We start from the raw sequence: 15,093 nt of genomic DNA on the forward strand, positions 1-15,093 counted from the left end.
ATTCAAGATCTCCTTGCAGATATTACTTAATCTCTTTGAATGGCACGTTCATATTTTGGAACATAAATGCCCATTTGTCAACTTGCTCGGCGATGACCATTTCGGTTGATTTTCCGGCTCCGTGTCCTGCTTTGGTGTCGATACGGATCAAAACAGGATTATCTCCTGTATGGTATTCCTGCAAGCGCGCCGCAAATTTGAACGAGTGCGCTGGCACCACGCGATCATCATGATCAGCCGTTAGCACCATTGTCGCTGGATAAGCGGTATTGGCTTTCAAAGCGTGATATGGAGAATATTTGTATAAATACGAAAACATCTCTTCACTATCTTCGGCAGTACCATAGTCAAATGCCCAACCTGCACCAGCCGTAAACTTATTGTAGCGCAACATATCCAAGACACCTACCGCCGGGAATGCTACTTTAAATAATTCTGGACGTTGCGTCATTGCGGCGCCGACTAACAGACCACCGTTAGAACCACCAGCAATCGCTAAACGCTCTGATGAAGTGAATTTCTCATTTACCAAATATTCTGCCGCCGCGATGAAATCATCAAATACATTTTGCTTTTGCAATTTTGTACCGGCCAAGTGCCATTTTTCACCATACTCACCACCACCACGTAAATTGGCTACGGCAAAGACACCGCCTTGCTCGAGCAATAAGATATTGCTCGTGCTGAATGAAGGAGTCAAGCTAATATTGAAGCCACCATATCCATACAATAAGGTTGGATTTGTACCGTCTAATTTCAAGCCTTTCTTGTGCGTAATGATCATCGGCACTTTAGTGCCATCTTTCGACGTATAGAATACTTGCTTCGATTCATACTTATCCGCATCGAATAACACGCCCGAGCGTCGGTATTCTTCTGATTTGCCCGCGTCGATATCATACTTGAAGATCGTTCCAGGATCTACATACGACGTGAAAGAATAATACAATGTCTTATCATCTTGTTTTGCGCCAAATCCTGACGCAGTACCCACACCTGGAAGATCAATTTCTCGTTCCAGTTTCCCGTTACGATCAAACTGCTTAACCAAAGAAGTCGCATCTTTCAGGTAGTTGGCAAAGATCTTTCCACCACCGGTAGATGGTTGTAGCACCTGTTCTGTTTCAGGAATCACATCTACCCAAGCTGCAGTTCCCGGATTAGCAAAATCAACCGATACCACGCGACCATTTGGCGCATTCAGCTCGGTGTAGATAAATAGCTTCGTGCCGTCATTGTCGATTACCGAATGATTTTTTTCCATATTATCGACGATCGGCACAAACTTAGCCGCAGGATCTGTCAGATCTTTAATGTACAAGGCATTTCCAGAAGTCGTATTCGACGCACTTGCGATCAAAAACCGATTATCTTCTGTCACGCCCGCTCCAATATAACGGCGTGGAAAGGTAGATCCACCTAAGATCAATTCATCATCTGCCTGAGGCGTGTTCAGTTTATGGAAGAATAATTTGTGCTGGTCGGTCATCGCAGAAAGTGCCGAACCATCTTTTGGCTTATCGTAGCTGCTGTAGTAGAATCCTTCATTACCTCGCCAAGATAATCCGGAGAATTTCACATTGACCAAGGTATCGCCCACGACCGATTTATCAGCCGCATTTAACACGATCACTTTACGCCAATCTGAGCCACCTTCGGAGATCTGATAAGCAACCAAGGAGCCATCTTTGCTAAAACTCACTCCCGCTAATGATGTAGTACCATCTTCCGAGAACTTGTTCGGATCTAAGAATACTTCTTCTTTGTCCTGCTCACCTTTTTTGCGGTATAATACATATTGATTTTGCAAACCGTCATTTTTGTAGAAATACGTGAAATCACCTTCTTCGAAAGGTGCAGTTACTTTCTCAAAATCCCACAATTTTTGTAGACGTTCACGCATCGCTTCGCGAAATGGAATCTGACTCAGGTAGTCATTCGTCACTTCATTCTCGGCCACGACCCACGCTTTGGTTTTTTCAGAAAGGTCATCTTCCAACCAACGGTATGGATCATCTACCGTAGTTCCAAAATATACGTCCTGCTGCCCTACTTTCTCCGTTTGCGGATAGGGTTTCACAGCAATGCTTTCTGCCGGCGCGATTTCCTTAGATTCATTGCAGGCCACAAATGCCAAGGAAACCACTACATAACCAAATCTTTTATTAACCATCTTTTTTTGCTATTTGTTCGAAAAAATTAAATATACTAACATAATACAAAAAATAGGTAATTTCGTCGTTATGTCCACGAAAACCAAAGTGTATTTTGCTTCCGATTTCCACTTAGGAGCCTATCCGCTCGCAGCATCTAAGATTCGTGAAAAGCGCATTGTCTCTTGGCTTGATCATATCAAACAAGATGCAAAAGCACTTTACCTAATTGGCGATATTTTTGATTTTTGGTTTGAATACAAAACCGTGGCTCCCAAAGGCTACATTCGTTTCTTGGGGAAGTTGGCCGAGTTAGCCGACTTGGGTATCCCGATTACCTTTTTCAAAGGCAACCATGATATGTGGATGTTTGGTTATCTACAAGAAGAACTGAACGCAACCATCATCGCTGATGAAAAAGTGATCCAATTGGATGGAAAAAGTTTTTACTTGCATCATGGTGATGGATTAGGCCCGGGCGACCGGAAATACAAATTTTTAAAGAAAATATTTCGAAGCGCTTTGTGCCAGTGGCTATTCGCGCGCTTACATCCTAATTTAGGGATCGGCATTGCAACGTTGTGGTCCAAGCAAAGTCGATTGGCAAGCGGAGAGAATGCAGGCTTCTTGGGCGAAGATGAAGAATGGTTATATCAATATGCGTCCGCAGTCGAAAAGACCGATCATCATGATTACTACATCTTTGGGCATCGCCATCTTCCATACGATTTACCACTCGCAAATCAGAGCAGGATCGTAAACTTGGGCGAATGGGTTAACTTTGAAACCTATGCCGTATGGGATGGTCACGACCTGACATTAACAAGCTGGAAGGATAAGTAGCAATTGCAGAATTGTTGCTAATATAGTCGATCTTTAATATCGGCAAGCGCATGCTAAAGCGAAGTTTTTTAAGTACTTTTGTGCACTTTGACAATAATGCTGCACGATCTGGCACTGCACCTTTATAGAGGTATTCGCCTTAGCCGATGCCCGCACATTATTCATTAGACATTCATTATGTTAGAGAAATTACAAGCAATAAAAGAACGCTGGGAAAGTGTCGAGGCCGAACTTAGCAATCCAGATACGATTAGCGACATGAAACGTTTCGCTAAACTAAATAAAGAGTATAAAGATCTAGGTAAAATCGTCGAACAATACCATATCTATAAGAACATCGTAAGCAATATCGATACAAACAAAGATATTCTCGCGAACGAAAAAGATCAAGAGCTACGCGAGATGGCCAAAGAAGAAATGGACACCTTGTGGACTCAGAGAGAAGAAAAGGAAGAAGAAATCCGCTTGATGCTGATTCCCAAAGACCCAGAAGATGGCAAAAATGCCATCATTGAGATCCGTGGTGGTAGCGGTGGCGACGAAGCTGCGCTTTTCGCGGGCGATTTGTATCGTATGTACACGCGTTACTTTGAAACCAAAGGCTGGAGAAATGAAGTGATGGATGTGACAGAAGGTACGTCGGGCGGTTACAAAGAGGTGATCTTAAAAGTAATTGGTGAAGACGTATACGGACAGCTGAAGTATGAATCGGGAGTACATCGTGTACAACGTGTACCAGACACCGAAACCCAAGGCCGTGTGCATACATCGGCTGCTTCGGTAGCTGTATTGCCAGAAGCTGAAGAAGTGGATGTGGAAATCAACCCGGGCGATATCGAGATGCAAACTTCCCGCTCTGGCGGTGCTGGTGGACAGAATGTCAACAAGGTCGAAACAAAGGTGCAATTAACACACAAGCCTTCTGGTATTGTGGTAGTTTGTCAAGTAGAGCGTTCGCAATTGGCCAACCGGGAGTTGGCGATGGAAATGCTTCGTAACAAATTGTATGAATTGGAAGTGCAGAAAAAGCACGGAGATGTTGCTGCCAAAAGAAAAACCATGGTCTCTACCGGAGACCGCTCGGCCAAAATCCGTACATACAATTATCCGCAAGGCCGCGTCACCGAACATCGCATCGGCCTGACTATGTATAACTTGCCTGCCGTAATGGATGGCGCAATCCAAGATATTATCGACGCATTGCAGTTTGCAGAGAATGCAGAAAAGATGAAGGAAGGTACCGTAGAGTAGCTTTTTTGAAAAAAGTGCTAGTGGATATGGAAATAAACACTATATTTGCACACCTTCTAAAAAGAGGGAAATGGTCTGGTAGTTCAGCTGGTTAGAATACATGCCTGTCACGCATGGGGTCGCGGGTTCGAGTCCCGTCCAGACCGCAATAAAAAAGGAATACAATTCCGAAACGTTCTTTTAAAACAACAATTAAAAAGTCTTGAGAATACTGGTCTGGTAGTTCAGCTGGTTAGAATACATGCCTGTCACGCATGGGGTCGCGGGTTCGAGTCCCGTCCAGACCGCCAACTGTAAAAGGTCTTCGTCTTTTGAGATGAAGACCTTTTTTTGTTTCTCACGTATTTCAGCGCTCTTTGTTAAAGATAGGCCAACGAAACAAATTGCAGCAAACCACGTTTTAGTTACAAATGGAAGAACATCAGCACTAAATGATAAGGGGGCACATGCATCAAAAAATAAGCTCATTGTCAATTAGATAGCGAAAACACAACCTGAATCACATACATTTCACAAAAAATCCAGTACGTTTGACATTATTTTCATAAATTAAGTAAGCAACAAAGGGTTACTATTTTAGCTAATTACGTATTAATAGGTGAGTAATATTAGAAACATATTGCCAAAAGAGATCGACGACTTGTCTTTATTAAAAGGCATAGCCAATCGCGATAACCGAGCTATTTTGCAACTGTATAAGTTGCATTACCCGTATGTGGAGCGGATGATCTTGAATAACAACGGATCGAAAGACCAAGCTAAAGATGTCTTTCAAGAAGCTGTTATGGTATTGTATGATAAGGTTACTGGACAAGGCTTCGTACTAGAAAGCAAGCTAAAAACGTTTCTATATGCAGTAAGTCGCAGATTGTGGCTGAAGCAGCTAAGCAAGAAATCGAATAACCATTATTCGATTGAGCAAGATGGATTAGAAGAAAGCTTAGATCTTAACGAGGATTTGGAATTGCATGAAGTGCAGGAGCAGCAATTTGAGAAAATGGAAAGCGCGCTGCGCGTATTAGGCGAACCTTGTCAAAGTATATTGACGGACTTTTATTTCCGTAATAAGTCGATGCAAGACATTTGCGAAAAATTTGGTTATACCAATACGGATAACACCAAAACGCAAAAATATAAGTGCTTGCAAAGATTGAAAAAATTATTTTTCAGTGGAAACCCGCACGATGCCTAGCTTATATCCCTGCCTCGCATTCGGACGATTCTGACTGGATGTGGTGAAACAGACCTTCAAAAACAACGGACGATGGGAAAATGGACTTTACAAGAATTTCTGGAAAAAGCCGATAGGTATTTGGCGGATGAGCTAAATATAGAAGAGCGCGCGGAATTCGATCGATTCCGTGTGGAGAATCCCCTTTTTGAAGAAAAATTTCAACAACATCAAGCGCTAATTAGCGACATGATGCAGTACAAGCGACGAGCAGAATTCAAGCAATCGCTGAATGATGTGCTTGTACAAAATTACCAAAGTAAAGCAGTTTTCAGACGCATGTGGAACGTGCTACGCATTAATGGAGTAGCTGCTGCCGTTGTTGCGATATTGTCTTCTTTGGCTACTTTATACAGCACTGGGTATTTTTCAACCATCAAAAGAACCACTTCTGACTACAGTGCTCTGCGCCGGGAGGTAAACAATGTAAAACGCAATGTTAATGCACAGCATACTGCTATCAAAAACATTAACAATAGCCAAAGTGAACAGCCAGATATGCATTATGGTGCTACAGGTTTCTTACTGAACAAAAATGGGTACGTAGTAACGAATTATCACGTAGTAAACGGTGCAGATTCTGTACATCTACAAAATCGCTTAGGAGAATCGTACAAAGCCGACATTATCTACAAAGATATGACGAAGGATTTGGCAATACTTCATATCAACGATGGTGAATTTACACCAAGTAGAAATATTCCGTATTCATTCCGCCGACAAAATCTAGATTTAGGAGACGACATCTTTACCATTGGTTATCCTCGCGACGAGGCCGTATATGGCGAAGGTTATCTAAGCTCGGCCACTGGTTATGCAGGCGATACTTTAGCTTATCAGATCTCTATTCCGCTAAACCCTGGTAATAGTGGCGGTCCTGTTTTTGATCATTACGGAAACATTATCGGCATTATTTCTGGAAAGCAAAAAGGCATTGATGGCGCGGGCTTTGCAATTAAGACCGAAGCATTGATGAATGCGCTTAAAGATATTCCTGAGGAGGTGTTAAGAGGCGGTCTAGAGCTCAGCGAAAAAAATTCGATGAGCAGCCTTAGCCGTACGGAACAGATCAAGAAATTACAAGATTTCATCTACATTGTCAAAGTATATTAAAACCCGCATAGTGGTTTCCCCGAATTATAAAAGAGGCTCATAACTATAGTTATGAGCCTCTTTTTATTTGTCAGCATCAATATCAATAAAGATTGTGATGTGATACTTGCTCCTAAATATTCGGTTGTGGCGTAGTGCGCAAGTATGGTTTAATCTCCTTGTGTCCTTTCGGAAATTTGGCCGGAATATCTTCCGTCTTAATAGCAGGTACTACGATCACATCTTCGCCATGTTTCCAATCTGCTGGCGTAGCTACCGAATATTCGGCCGTTAGTTGCAACGAATCGATCACGCGAAGAATCTCTTGAAAGTTTCTTCCAGTAGATGCTGGATAAGTCAGCGTCAACTTTACCTTACGATCTGGACCAATCACAAATACCGAACGTACCGTAGCAGTGGCCGAAGCATTGGGATGTATCATATCGTACAGTTCGGCGATCTTTCGATCCTTATCAGCGATGATTGGAAATTCAACTGTCGTTTGCTGCGTCTCGTTGATATCTTTAATCCATTCGTGATGATCTTCTACCGAATCTACGCTTAATGCCAAAACTTTTACATTACGCGCTTCAAATTCTTGTTTAAGTTGCGCAGTACGTCCTAGCTCCGTGGTACATACCGGTGTATAATCGGAAGGATGCGAATATAATACCACCCAACTATCTTTTGTATACTCGTAAAAATCAATATCGCCAACAGTCGTTTGTGCCTGAAAATTTGGGGCATCATCGCCTAATCTTAAACTCATATCTTAAACTCCTTTCTTAATGAACAATTATAATATCTACTAATGTAATAGATATTATAGTGATAACAAAGGAGAGAAGTTACTGTTTTGTCAAAATTTACTCTTTTTCAATAGAATACAACAAAACATTGGATAAATCGACCAGTGTCTGCCGATCGAAATGACGAAAAGTGATCTCGCCTGACGCGGTACTGATATGAAGATTACCCGTCTTCACCCCGCGCTGCCATAGCGTTTGAGATACGCTGACCGCCAAGATTCGATCAATAGGAATCACCGTCTGCTTACGATCCCATACGCCATCTTCTTTGGTAAGGCTATCACCAAATAACCTGAACGAATAAGAACGATAGTAGATGATATTATAAATGGCGATCAGGAAAAAGAAAAAACCAATCGTAGCTAACTCAAACATTCCACCATCTCGATAATACCAAAATGCTAATAAACCAATCATCAATACGCTAAGCTTCACCATCCGACTTATGAATAAGCCAATTTTTGGTTTTAGTGTGGTGTTTGGCTCCGACAGCGATCTTGCAAAAATCAATTGCCACACCGCCACTCTCGCGGAAGTATTGATCCCCGGAATATGAATGGTACTCTCACTGCTGCGCTGCACGTCGGTGATCACCTGATGCAACGATAGCACACCAAGATCCATCATGCGTAATATTGGATTCTGCACAAAAGTCATCATCTGGATTTTCGTACGGTTGAAAATCACCTGCTGCAATTGAAATAGTCCATAATGCATCATAAAGTCACCCTTACCATTTCTTTTGAGAGAAAAACTAAAATAGACTGCAAAGTATTTGATGAGGTTGATGACAATCGGGATCAAGATAATAATAGCAAAAATCAGCAAGAGTTGGCCGACAAAATTCATCCATTGCGCTTGGAAGTCGTGATAATATCCCTCATAATCTACCTGTGGAATAAAATCTCGAAAAGCATCGAACAGACCAAGCAAAAAGGTGAAGAATAATAAAAGCCCTTGTTTATAATTTGTAAATAAGCTGACCAATAAGATCGATGTATTCGGGATCCGAAAAAGAAGCTCATCTTCCCCTGTTGCAGTCACGGTGCCATCCGTATCAATTCGACTAGATTCGGTAAGTCGTTGAGCCACTAAATAATCGCGCAGTGCTAAGGCAGTCGGCTCACTCAAAGCATACAGATCGACTTCTTTTTCTTTACTTCCTGCGGATTCAATTTCTACACTATACAGATCCAACGCCTGCTGCACCACATTCTGCCGAACATTGACTTGTAAGATATTTTCAAACTTCAAGACGATTTTGCTCTTACTGAGCAATCCGCTTTGCAGCACAAATGCATTTTCATCGATATAAAAGCTAAAATTGCGATGACGAAAATAAGCCAATACAAAGTGCCCTATAACCAATACTCCAAAAATAGCCCAGAATTGCCAAGTCAAGAATATATGTCCATTGCGTACAGCAATAAAGATAATCGGGATCGCCATCGAACGCAGCACCCGACCAAAAGACAGCAATCCCTCCACGACAAATCCGCCTGCATCTAATCGGGTAGGTTTCGAAAAATCTATTGTATTAGGCATCTTCTGACGGATTTTCTTGCTCAATAGCAGCTACGCGCTCTGATAAATGCTGCTGCAAGGCCATCGCATGTTGATTTTCCAATCCTGCGATCTGCATATCCTTGCCGGCTCCGGCCGTAAATAGTTCGACAGACACCAAACCTAGCAACCTGCTGAGCACAGATGTCTTTACTTTAATATGCTGTATATGTTTGATCGGTATCACCAATGTATATTGAGAGAACACGCCTGCTCGATACAATACATCGTGCTTACGAACCGCGTAACCGCGACGGCGAAAAGAAATCAAGTTAAAAACCAAGTAAAGGACAAGAAGCACCGTCCACGAGGCAGCGGTAGCGATCCAGATGGAATTTTCCATCCTCTTATCATCGTCGGACGTCAATACCACAACTGCCAGAATAACCAATGCACATAACCAAATGAGCACCGTATTTGTCAGGATAAAAACCCGATATTTTTTGGAAATGCCATGAAATGAGAGCGTCTCCCACTTCGGCAGATTATCTAAGTCGACAGGATTATTTTCAAAACTGTTCATAAGGGTTCTAGCAAAGGTATTAATGAGATAATATATTCAAAAATAGGCAGATCCTCGCAATTTTAGTGACAAAAAACAGATTCTTTTATTATGCCAGCATAATAAATAACATTATATTTGAATAACCAACGTAAGCGATATGATGAATTTTAAGTTATCCGAAGAACATACAATGATTCAAGAAGCAGCTCGTGAATTCGCCCAAGAGCTCAAGGCAGGTGTGATCGAAAGAGATGAAAAAGCACTCTTCCCGCATGAATTCATGCAGAAAATGGCAGATCTGGGTTTTATGGGGCTCATGGTTCCAGAGTCATATGGCGGTGCAGGATTGGATACGTTAGCTTACGTATTGGTATTGGAAGAGATCGCGAAAATAGATGCCTCTGCAGCCGTAATACTTTCCGCGCACAATTCGCTCGTATTGTGGGGTTTGAATGAATATGGCACAGAAGAGCAAAAAGAAAAATTCCTTCGCCCACTAGCTACTGGCGAAAAGTTAGGCGCTTTTGCATTGTCTGAACCAGAGGCAGGATCGGATGCTTCTTCACAACACACTACCGCCGAGGATAAGGGCGATCACTATCTCTTAAATGGTACGAAAAATTGGATTACCAATGGTGGCAATGCAGATATCTATCTGGTGATCGCGCAAACGGATGCCGCTTTAGGACATCGCGGAATCAATGTATTGATCGTAGAGAAAGGTACGCCAGGTTTCAGTATTGGACCAAAAGAAAACAAACTAGGAATACGAAGTTCGGATACGCACTCTTTAATGTTCTCCGACGCAAAAATTCCGAAAGAAAACCGCATCGGAGAAGATGGATTCGGATTTAAGTTTGCCATGAAAACTTTGGACGGTGGACGCATCGGCATCGCGGCACAAGCATTGGGTATTGCGGCTGGGGCATACGATCTGGCTTTGGCGTACTCGCATGAACGGAAGACTTTTGGTAAGCCGATCAATAACCATCAAGCGATACAATTCAAGTTAGCCGATATGGAAGTGGAGATCGAAGCCGCGCGCTTGCTCACCTATAAAGCTGCCTGGACAAAAGATCAAGGCCTTCCATACGGTAAAGAAGCGGCTATGGCGAAATTACATACATCCGAAGTAGCTATGAAGCACACGGTAGAAGCTGTACAGATCCACGGCGGCTATGGCTATGTCAAAGAATACCATGTAGAGCGATTGATGCGCGATGCAAAAATCACTCAGATCTACGAAGGAACTTCGGAGATCCAACGCTTGGTGATCGCACGAGAGATATTGCGGTAAGAGGTTAATTCAAAAGAGCTGTTACATGATACAATATTGTATTATGTAATGATTGAGGATCCTAAATTCCACGCTCTTCACATCAGACTTGTCGTATTCTATTGTGATAAATAGCTAGCATACGATTCTTCGTCGAAAATATCATCTAGTTAAACGAGTACTTTTTGTAAAAGTCAGTTATTTTATAATATTAGTGAGTATTGAATCTAACTAACTAAAATGTATGTTTACAAAGAAAGCCTTACTCTGCTATAGCATTTTGCTGTTTAACTGTTTTACACTATTCGCTCAAAACAAATTCGAAATATCCGGAAAAGTTATTGATACAGATAACCAACCGCTAGCATATGCAATGATTGTGCTCAAACTTGCCACAGAGCAGCAAGCCATAGCTTCCACCACCGCAGACGAAAATGGCGAATTTCGGCTAACTGCCGTTTCCGAAGGTGCATACACCCTTGTAATAGAAAACATCGGCTTTGAAACACAGGAAATAATAATAGATGTTGATGAAAACAAAGAACTTGGCAACATCTATTTGATAGCAGCGCAAAACGTCTTAGAAAGTGTCACCGTACAAGGGCGAAAACCAACTATTACACGTAAGATTGATCGCGTAGTACTAAACGTAGATAATCTTGCAGCTGCAGCTGGGCGTTCAGCATTCGATGTATTTAGAATGGCCCCAGGAGTATCTATTATTCGAGACAACATCGCTATCAATGGTGTGCAGGGTGCTCGCGTGATGGTGAATAACCGTCTTTTGCAACTTGCTGGGCAAGAGCTAACGGATTACTTGAAAAGCCTTAAACCAGAAGACATACAATCCATCGAGGTGATTGCCAAACCATCTGCAGAATTTGAGGCCGAAGGCTCTGGCGGATTGATCAACATTATCCTGAAAAAAAGACGCGAGTCTGGCTTAAATGCGCACGTTGGACATGACTTTAGTCAAGGTTTAGGAAGATTTGCCGGATTTAGACCCTTTGCGAACGTTAGTTATAATACTGGAAAACTGGCCCTCTCGGCAGACTATTCCTATTTCAATGGGAAGATGTTCGAAAACTTAGATCAACACCGGACACTCGCTGATGGCAGCGATTATATTAATAAAACCACCTCTGACGAAACACGAAAAATCAACCGTTTAAGATTGTACGGAACGTATGATTTCAATGAAAATCATCTTATTTCCTTAGATTATACGGCACGAAGTTTTAAGGCCGACATGCCGATGATTTCGTCTACTGAGATCATAGCAATAGACGAAACGCGTAACTTATTTTCTAATGGTGATTTCCCAATATATAGAAATACACAATACCAGAATATAGGACTAAACTACACTTGGAAAACTGACACCTTAGGTTCACAGTTACAGCTGATCGCGGATTACACAGTTAACAAGGCGGATGCTAGTTCAACCACCAATAGTACAACCTTTAATTATTTAGGGAACCCTATAAGTGACACCGCTTTTGTATTCAGGTTTCCCAGCAATCTCCAGCTATTCACAGCCGAGGTGAAGTATAACGAAAAGATTTCTACCAATTGGAGTATCCTTTTCGGAGGAAAAATCGCTACGGCAACTATTGACAACAATAATGTCTATGACATTTTCAATAATGGTACCTGGATGTACGGACAGGATGCCTTTGATTTTCTTTATAGAGAACGTGTTACTGCGGGTTTCGCTAACTTATCAGGAACGATTTGGGGAACAGAAATTTTGTTAGGATTGCGCGGAGAACACAGCAATATCAAAGGAGATTTGAGCAGCGAATTGCAGGATTCTCTGGTTCGCCAAGATTATTTTAATCTATTTCCGTCCTTACACCTACAGAAAAAATTGGATGCAGAAGGCATTCATATCTTAACCTTATCTGCTAATCGGCGCATCCGTAGACCAACCTACACAGAAATGAACCCTTACCAATACTTTATCGACAATTTCACAGTTGTTACAGGAAATCCGAATTTGCAACCTCAACTCACGACAGGTGCAGAGATTGGTTATTTACTTAAACAAAAATATCATCTTGGATTTGCTTATTCCCAGACCAAAGGTATCATCAATCAGGTATTTATCTTGACTCCTGATGCACCAGACATTATCGTAAATAGAGCTAATACTGGTACAGCAGAGCGTTTTTCAATCACGGGTAACGCTCCGGTGAAGTTCGCTTCTTGGTGGGACTCCAGCAGCAATTTGGAGCTCAGCTATTCGACTTCTGTGGCACCCCAATTTGATCTTTCCATTTACAGCTTAATGCTTCAGACCAATCATGATTATAAATTGGGAAAAGGATATACTGCTAATTTAACTGCTATTTACACCCCGAGAATCCTGTCAGGAAACCTGATTACCACAACTATCGCTAGTGTAGATGTAGGCTTTCGGAAGAAATTTTTCGAAGATAAGTTTACTGTAGCTGCTTCTGTAAGTGACATTTTTTACACGGCTAATTTTGGGGGCACTAGCTATTTTAATGACGAAACCATTGTGATCCAGAATCGTCAACAAACGAGGGCTTTCAATTTATCTTTAACGTATAACTTCAATTTGGGAAAAGCATTTAGCATTCGGAAACTAGAGAAAAGTAACCACGAAGAAGCTAGCCGAATCTAATCGATACAAAAGGTACTCGTGATGAAACAATGCTAACTAAAAAATATGCTCGACTACACCAATGAGATTGGCATAGTCGAGCATTAGAAAAGGTGTTTTCTTTAATGAATCTGAGCTTTATTCAAAGCTGCTAGCCCTGCTTCAACTTGGCATCAAGCTTCGCTAGATGATCAAAATCCTCGAATGAAAAACTGCCTGTCTTAGCAGCATGATGCTCTAGCAAACCTTTGGCTTTTTCTAATAGCGATCTATCGTTTGTTAAAAATCCATCGTACATCATCAGCAACGCTAAAGGGCGGACTTGCTCTACTTGCAATGTTTCATCGGTATACGTTTTCAACGCGACCAAATCTAGCGACTGAAAATAGCCCCGCTCTTTGCCGAAAAAGTCAGTATATCCCGCACCAATTTCTGCATGCTCTTCAGGAGAAGACAAACCACTCTCCCATTTCTCTACGACTAATCGTAGAAATTTGCCCATCTCATTGATCCAGTTAAGGATGGTATCTTTCTCAACTCGTATTCCCATTCGATTATATTAAATGTTACTTTTTATTTTAAACAACAGATCATGCTAATAGTCGCTCACGAGCTACTATTAGCTCGATAAACTCACCTTATTCATCCTAAGAGATACACGCAAAGTATAGCAAAGTACTACAGCAATACAATGTCATCCGCATGTGCGACTTCCAAGTTTTTCTCTCCTGCATGTGCGCGCAACTCCGCAGAATCAATACGCGCTTTGGCCACGGCATACACGACCTGTTGCTCATCGACGAGTTGGAAAATCTCTCCAGCTACGAAATCGCCAATAATCTCTTGAACACCGACAGCCAATAGGCTTTTTCTTGCTTTCAAAGCTGCTATAGCCCCTGTGTCAATCTGTAATTTCCCCGAAATCAAACTTCCCGAAGCCATCCACTTGTGGCGCGAAGAAATGCGTTTGCCTTGTGCTCGGCAGATGGTACCGGTTTCGCCATGCATTGCTTTCAGCAATCCATCTTCTGTCTTCATGCTGAAGATCACCGATTCAATACCCATTTGGCTCGCCAATCGCGCAAAATTAAGTTTGGAAGTCATTCCTCCTAAACCTACAGCCGACTTTTCTTTGCGCGCCAAGCCCAACACCGCACTATCAATCTGCGCAATCTCCGGCACGACCTCGCCAGCGGCATCTAAAACGCCCGGAACCGACGTGCTAAAAAGCAATTTCTCCGCGCCAAATCCTACGGCAATCAAGGTCGCCAGCTCATCATTGTCCGAAAATTTCAGTTCTTGACTGCTGACCACATCATTTTCATTCGCAATTGGAATAATTTGATTGCGCCACAGCGTTTCATATGTGCTTTTCAATTGTAGAAACTGATCGCGGTTGGCAAAATGCTGTCGCTCACAAAGACTTTGCGCCAGCGCAATCTTAAACGGTTTGAAATACGTGGCATAGGTTTGCAACAAGCGTGGGTTACCAATGGCCGCCGCAGCTTTTCGTTCGGATAATGTACCGCGATAATGCGGCAAGAATCTTTTCCCAGCAGCTACAGCCCCGGATGACACCAATACAATATTGTACTGTTCTTGTAATTTACTGGCTTGTCGCGCGATCTCTAAAATAACGCGTTCATCTACTTCTCCCTGCTGATCGGTCACCGCAGCAGAGCCAAACTTTATCACCAGAATAGGCTTCTTCATAACGGAAGTAAATTAGAATTAATTTCTT

At 42.2% G+C, this 15,093-nt stretch carries 12 protein-coding genes and 2 tRNA genes; 8 read left to right on the forward strand and 6 right to left on the reverse strand.

Features of this window, described 5'->3' with window-relative positions:
- Positions 1 to 22 precede the first annotated feature (22 nt).
- Positions 23 to 2,173 carry a prolyl oligopeptidase family serine peptidase gene (locus A0125_RS13760; protein ID WP_066757481.1) on the reverse strand — a complete coding sequence of 717 codons (2,151 nt, stop codon included), beginning with the start codon at positions 2,171 to 2,173 and terminating at the stop codon, positions 23 to 25.
- A 70-nt stretch (positions 2,174 to 2,243) separates the two neighbouring features.
- Here A0125_RS13760 and A0125_RS13765 point away from each other — a divergent pair, with 70 nt between their 5' ends.
- The 6 genes from A0125_RS13765 to A0125_RS13790 all read left to right on the forward strand — a co-directional run bounded on the left by A0125_RS13765 (position 2,244) and on the right by A0125_RS13790 (position 6,591).
- Positions 2,244 to 2,996: a UDP-2,3-diacylglucosamine diphosphatase gene (locus A0125_RS13765; RefSeq protein ID WP_066757485.1), complete on the forward strand. Its 753-nt coding sequence runs from the start codon at positions 2,244 to 2,246 to the stop codon at positions 2,994 to 2,996.
- Between the two features lie 177 nt (positions 2,997 to 3,173).
- Entirely contained in the window at positions 3,174 to 4,247 is a 1,074-nt protein-coding gene (gene prfA / locus A0125_RS13770) for a peptide chain release factor 1 (protein WP_066757488.1), read from the forward strand.
- A gap of 72 nt (positions 4,248 to 4,319) precedes the next feature.
- Positions 4,320 to 4,393: transfer RNA gene (locus A0125_RS13775), tRNA-Asp, on the forward strand.
- A 67-nt stretch (positions 4,394 to 4,460) separates the two neighbouring features.
- Positions 4,461 to 4,537 (forward strand) — tRNA-Asp (locus A0125_RS13780).
- A gap of 308 nt (positions 4,538 to 4,845) precedes the next feature.
- Positions 4,846 to 5,439: an RNA polymerase sigma factor gene (locus tag A0125_RS13785; RefSeq protein WP_066757491.1), complete on the forward strand. Its 594-nt coding sequence runs from the start codon at positions 4,846 to 4,848 to the stop codon at positions 5,437 to 5,439.
- A 72-nt stretch (positions 5,440 to 5,511) separates the two neighbouring features.
- Positions 5,512 to 6,591, forward strand: a complete 1,080-nt coding sequence (locus A0125_RS13790; protein ID WP_066757494.1) for a trypsin-like peptidase domain-containing protein — start codon at positions 5,512 to 5,514, stop codon at positions 6,589 to 6,591.
- Between the two features lie 112 nt (positions 6,592 to 6,703).
- Here the strand turns inward: A0125_RS13790 and A0125_RS13795 are convergent, their stop codons facing one another.
- From A0125_RS13795 to A0125_RS13805, 3 genes are all read right to left on the reverse strand, one after another.
- Complete coding sequence (locus tag A0125_RS13795; RefSeq protein ID WP_066757497.1) at positions 6,704 to 7,339, reverse strand: peroxiredoxin; 636 nt, start codon at positions 7,337 to 7,339, stop codon at positions 6,704 to 6,706.
- Between the two features lie 97 nt (positions 7,340 to 7,436).
- Complete coding sequence (locus tag A0125_RS13800; protein ID WP_066757500.1) at positions 7,437 to 8,924, reverse strand: PH domain-containing protein; 1,488 nt, start codon at positions 8,922 to 8,924, stop codon at positions 7,437 to 7,439.
- Positions 8,917 to 9,465, reverse strand: coding sequence for a PH domain-containing protein (locus A0125_RS13805; RefSeq protein WP_066757504.1), 549 nt, complete (start codon positions 9,463 to 9,465; stop codon positions 8,917 to 8,919). Before A0125_RS13805 ends, A0125_RS13800 begins: the two co-directional genes overlap by 8 nt.
- A 142-nt stretch (positions 9,466 to 9,607) precedes the next feature.
- On the opposite strand from A0125_RS13805, the gene A0125_RS13810 reads away from it, so the two are divergent.
- Together A0125_RS13810 and A0125_RS13815 are read left to right on the forward strand one after the other, a co-directional pair.
- The gene (locus A0125_RS13810) at positions 9,608 to 10,744 is read left to right on the forward strand and encodes an acyl-CoA dehydrogenase (protein WP_066757507.1); all 1,137 of its coding nucleotides are present in this window, start codon (positions 9,608 to 9,610) and stop codon (positions 10,742 to 10,744) included.
- A 223-nt stretch (positions 10,745 to 10,967) separates the two neighbouring features.
- Positions 10,968 to 13,373: an outer membrane beta-barrel protein gene (locus A0125_RS13815; RefSeq protein ID WP_066757510.1), complete on the forward strand. Its 2,406-nt coding sequence runs from the start codon at positions 10,968 to 10,970 to the stop codon at positions 13,371 to 13,373.
- 130 nt (positions 13,374 to 13,503) lie between these two features.
- Here the strand turns inward: A0125_RS13815 and A0125_RS13820 are convergent, their stop codons facing one another.
- Together A0125_RS13820 and proB are read right to left on the reverse strand one after the other, a co-directional pair.
- Complete coding sequence (locus A0125_RS13820) at positions 13,504 to 13,902, reverse strand: hypothetical protein (RefSeq protein ID WP_066757513.1); 399 nt, start codon at positions 13,900 to 13,902, stop codon at positions 13,504 to 13,506.
- Between the two features lie 128 nt (positions 13,903 to 14,030).
- Entirely contained in the window at positions 14,031 to 15,065 is a 1,035-nt protein-coding gene (gene proB, locus A0125_RS13825; RefSeq protein ID WP_066757516.1) for a glutamate 5-kinase, read from the reverse strand.
- Between the last annotated feature and the right edge of the window lie 28 nt (positions 15,066 to 15,093).

The sequence above is a fragment of the Sphingobacterium populi genome (assembly GCF_001586775.1).
Classification (GTDB): domain Bacteria; phylum Bacteroidota; class Bacteroidia; order Sphingobacteriales; family Sphingobacteriaceae; genus Sphingobacterium; species Sphingobacterium populi.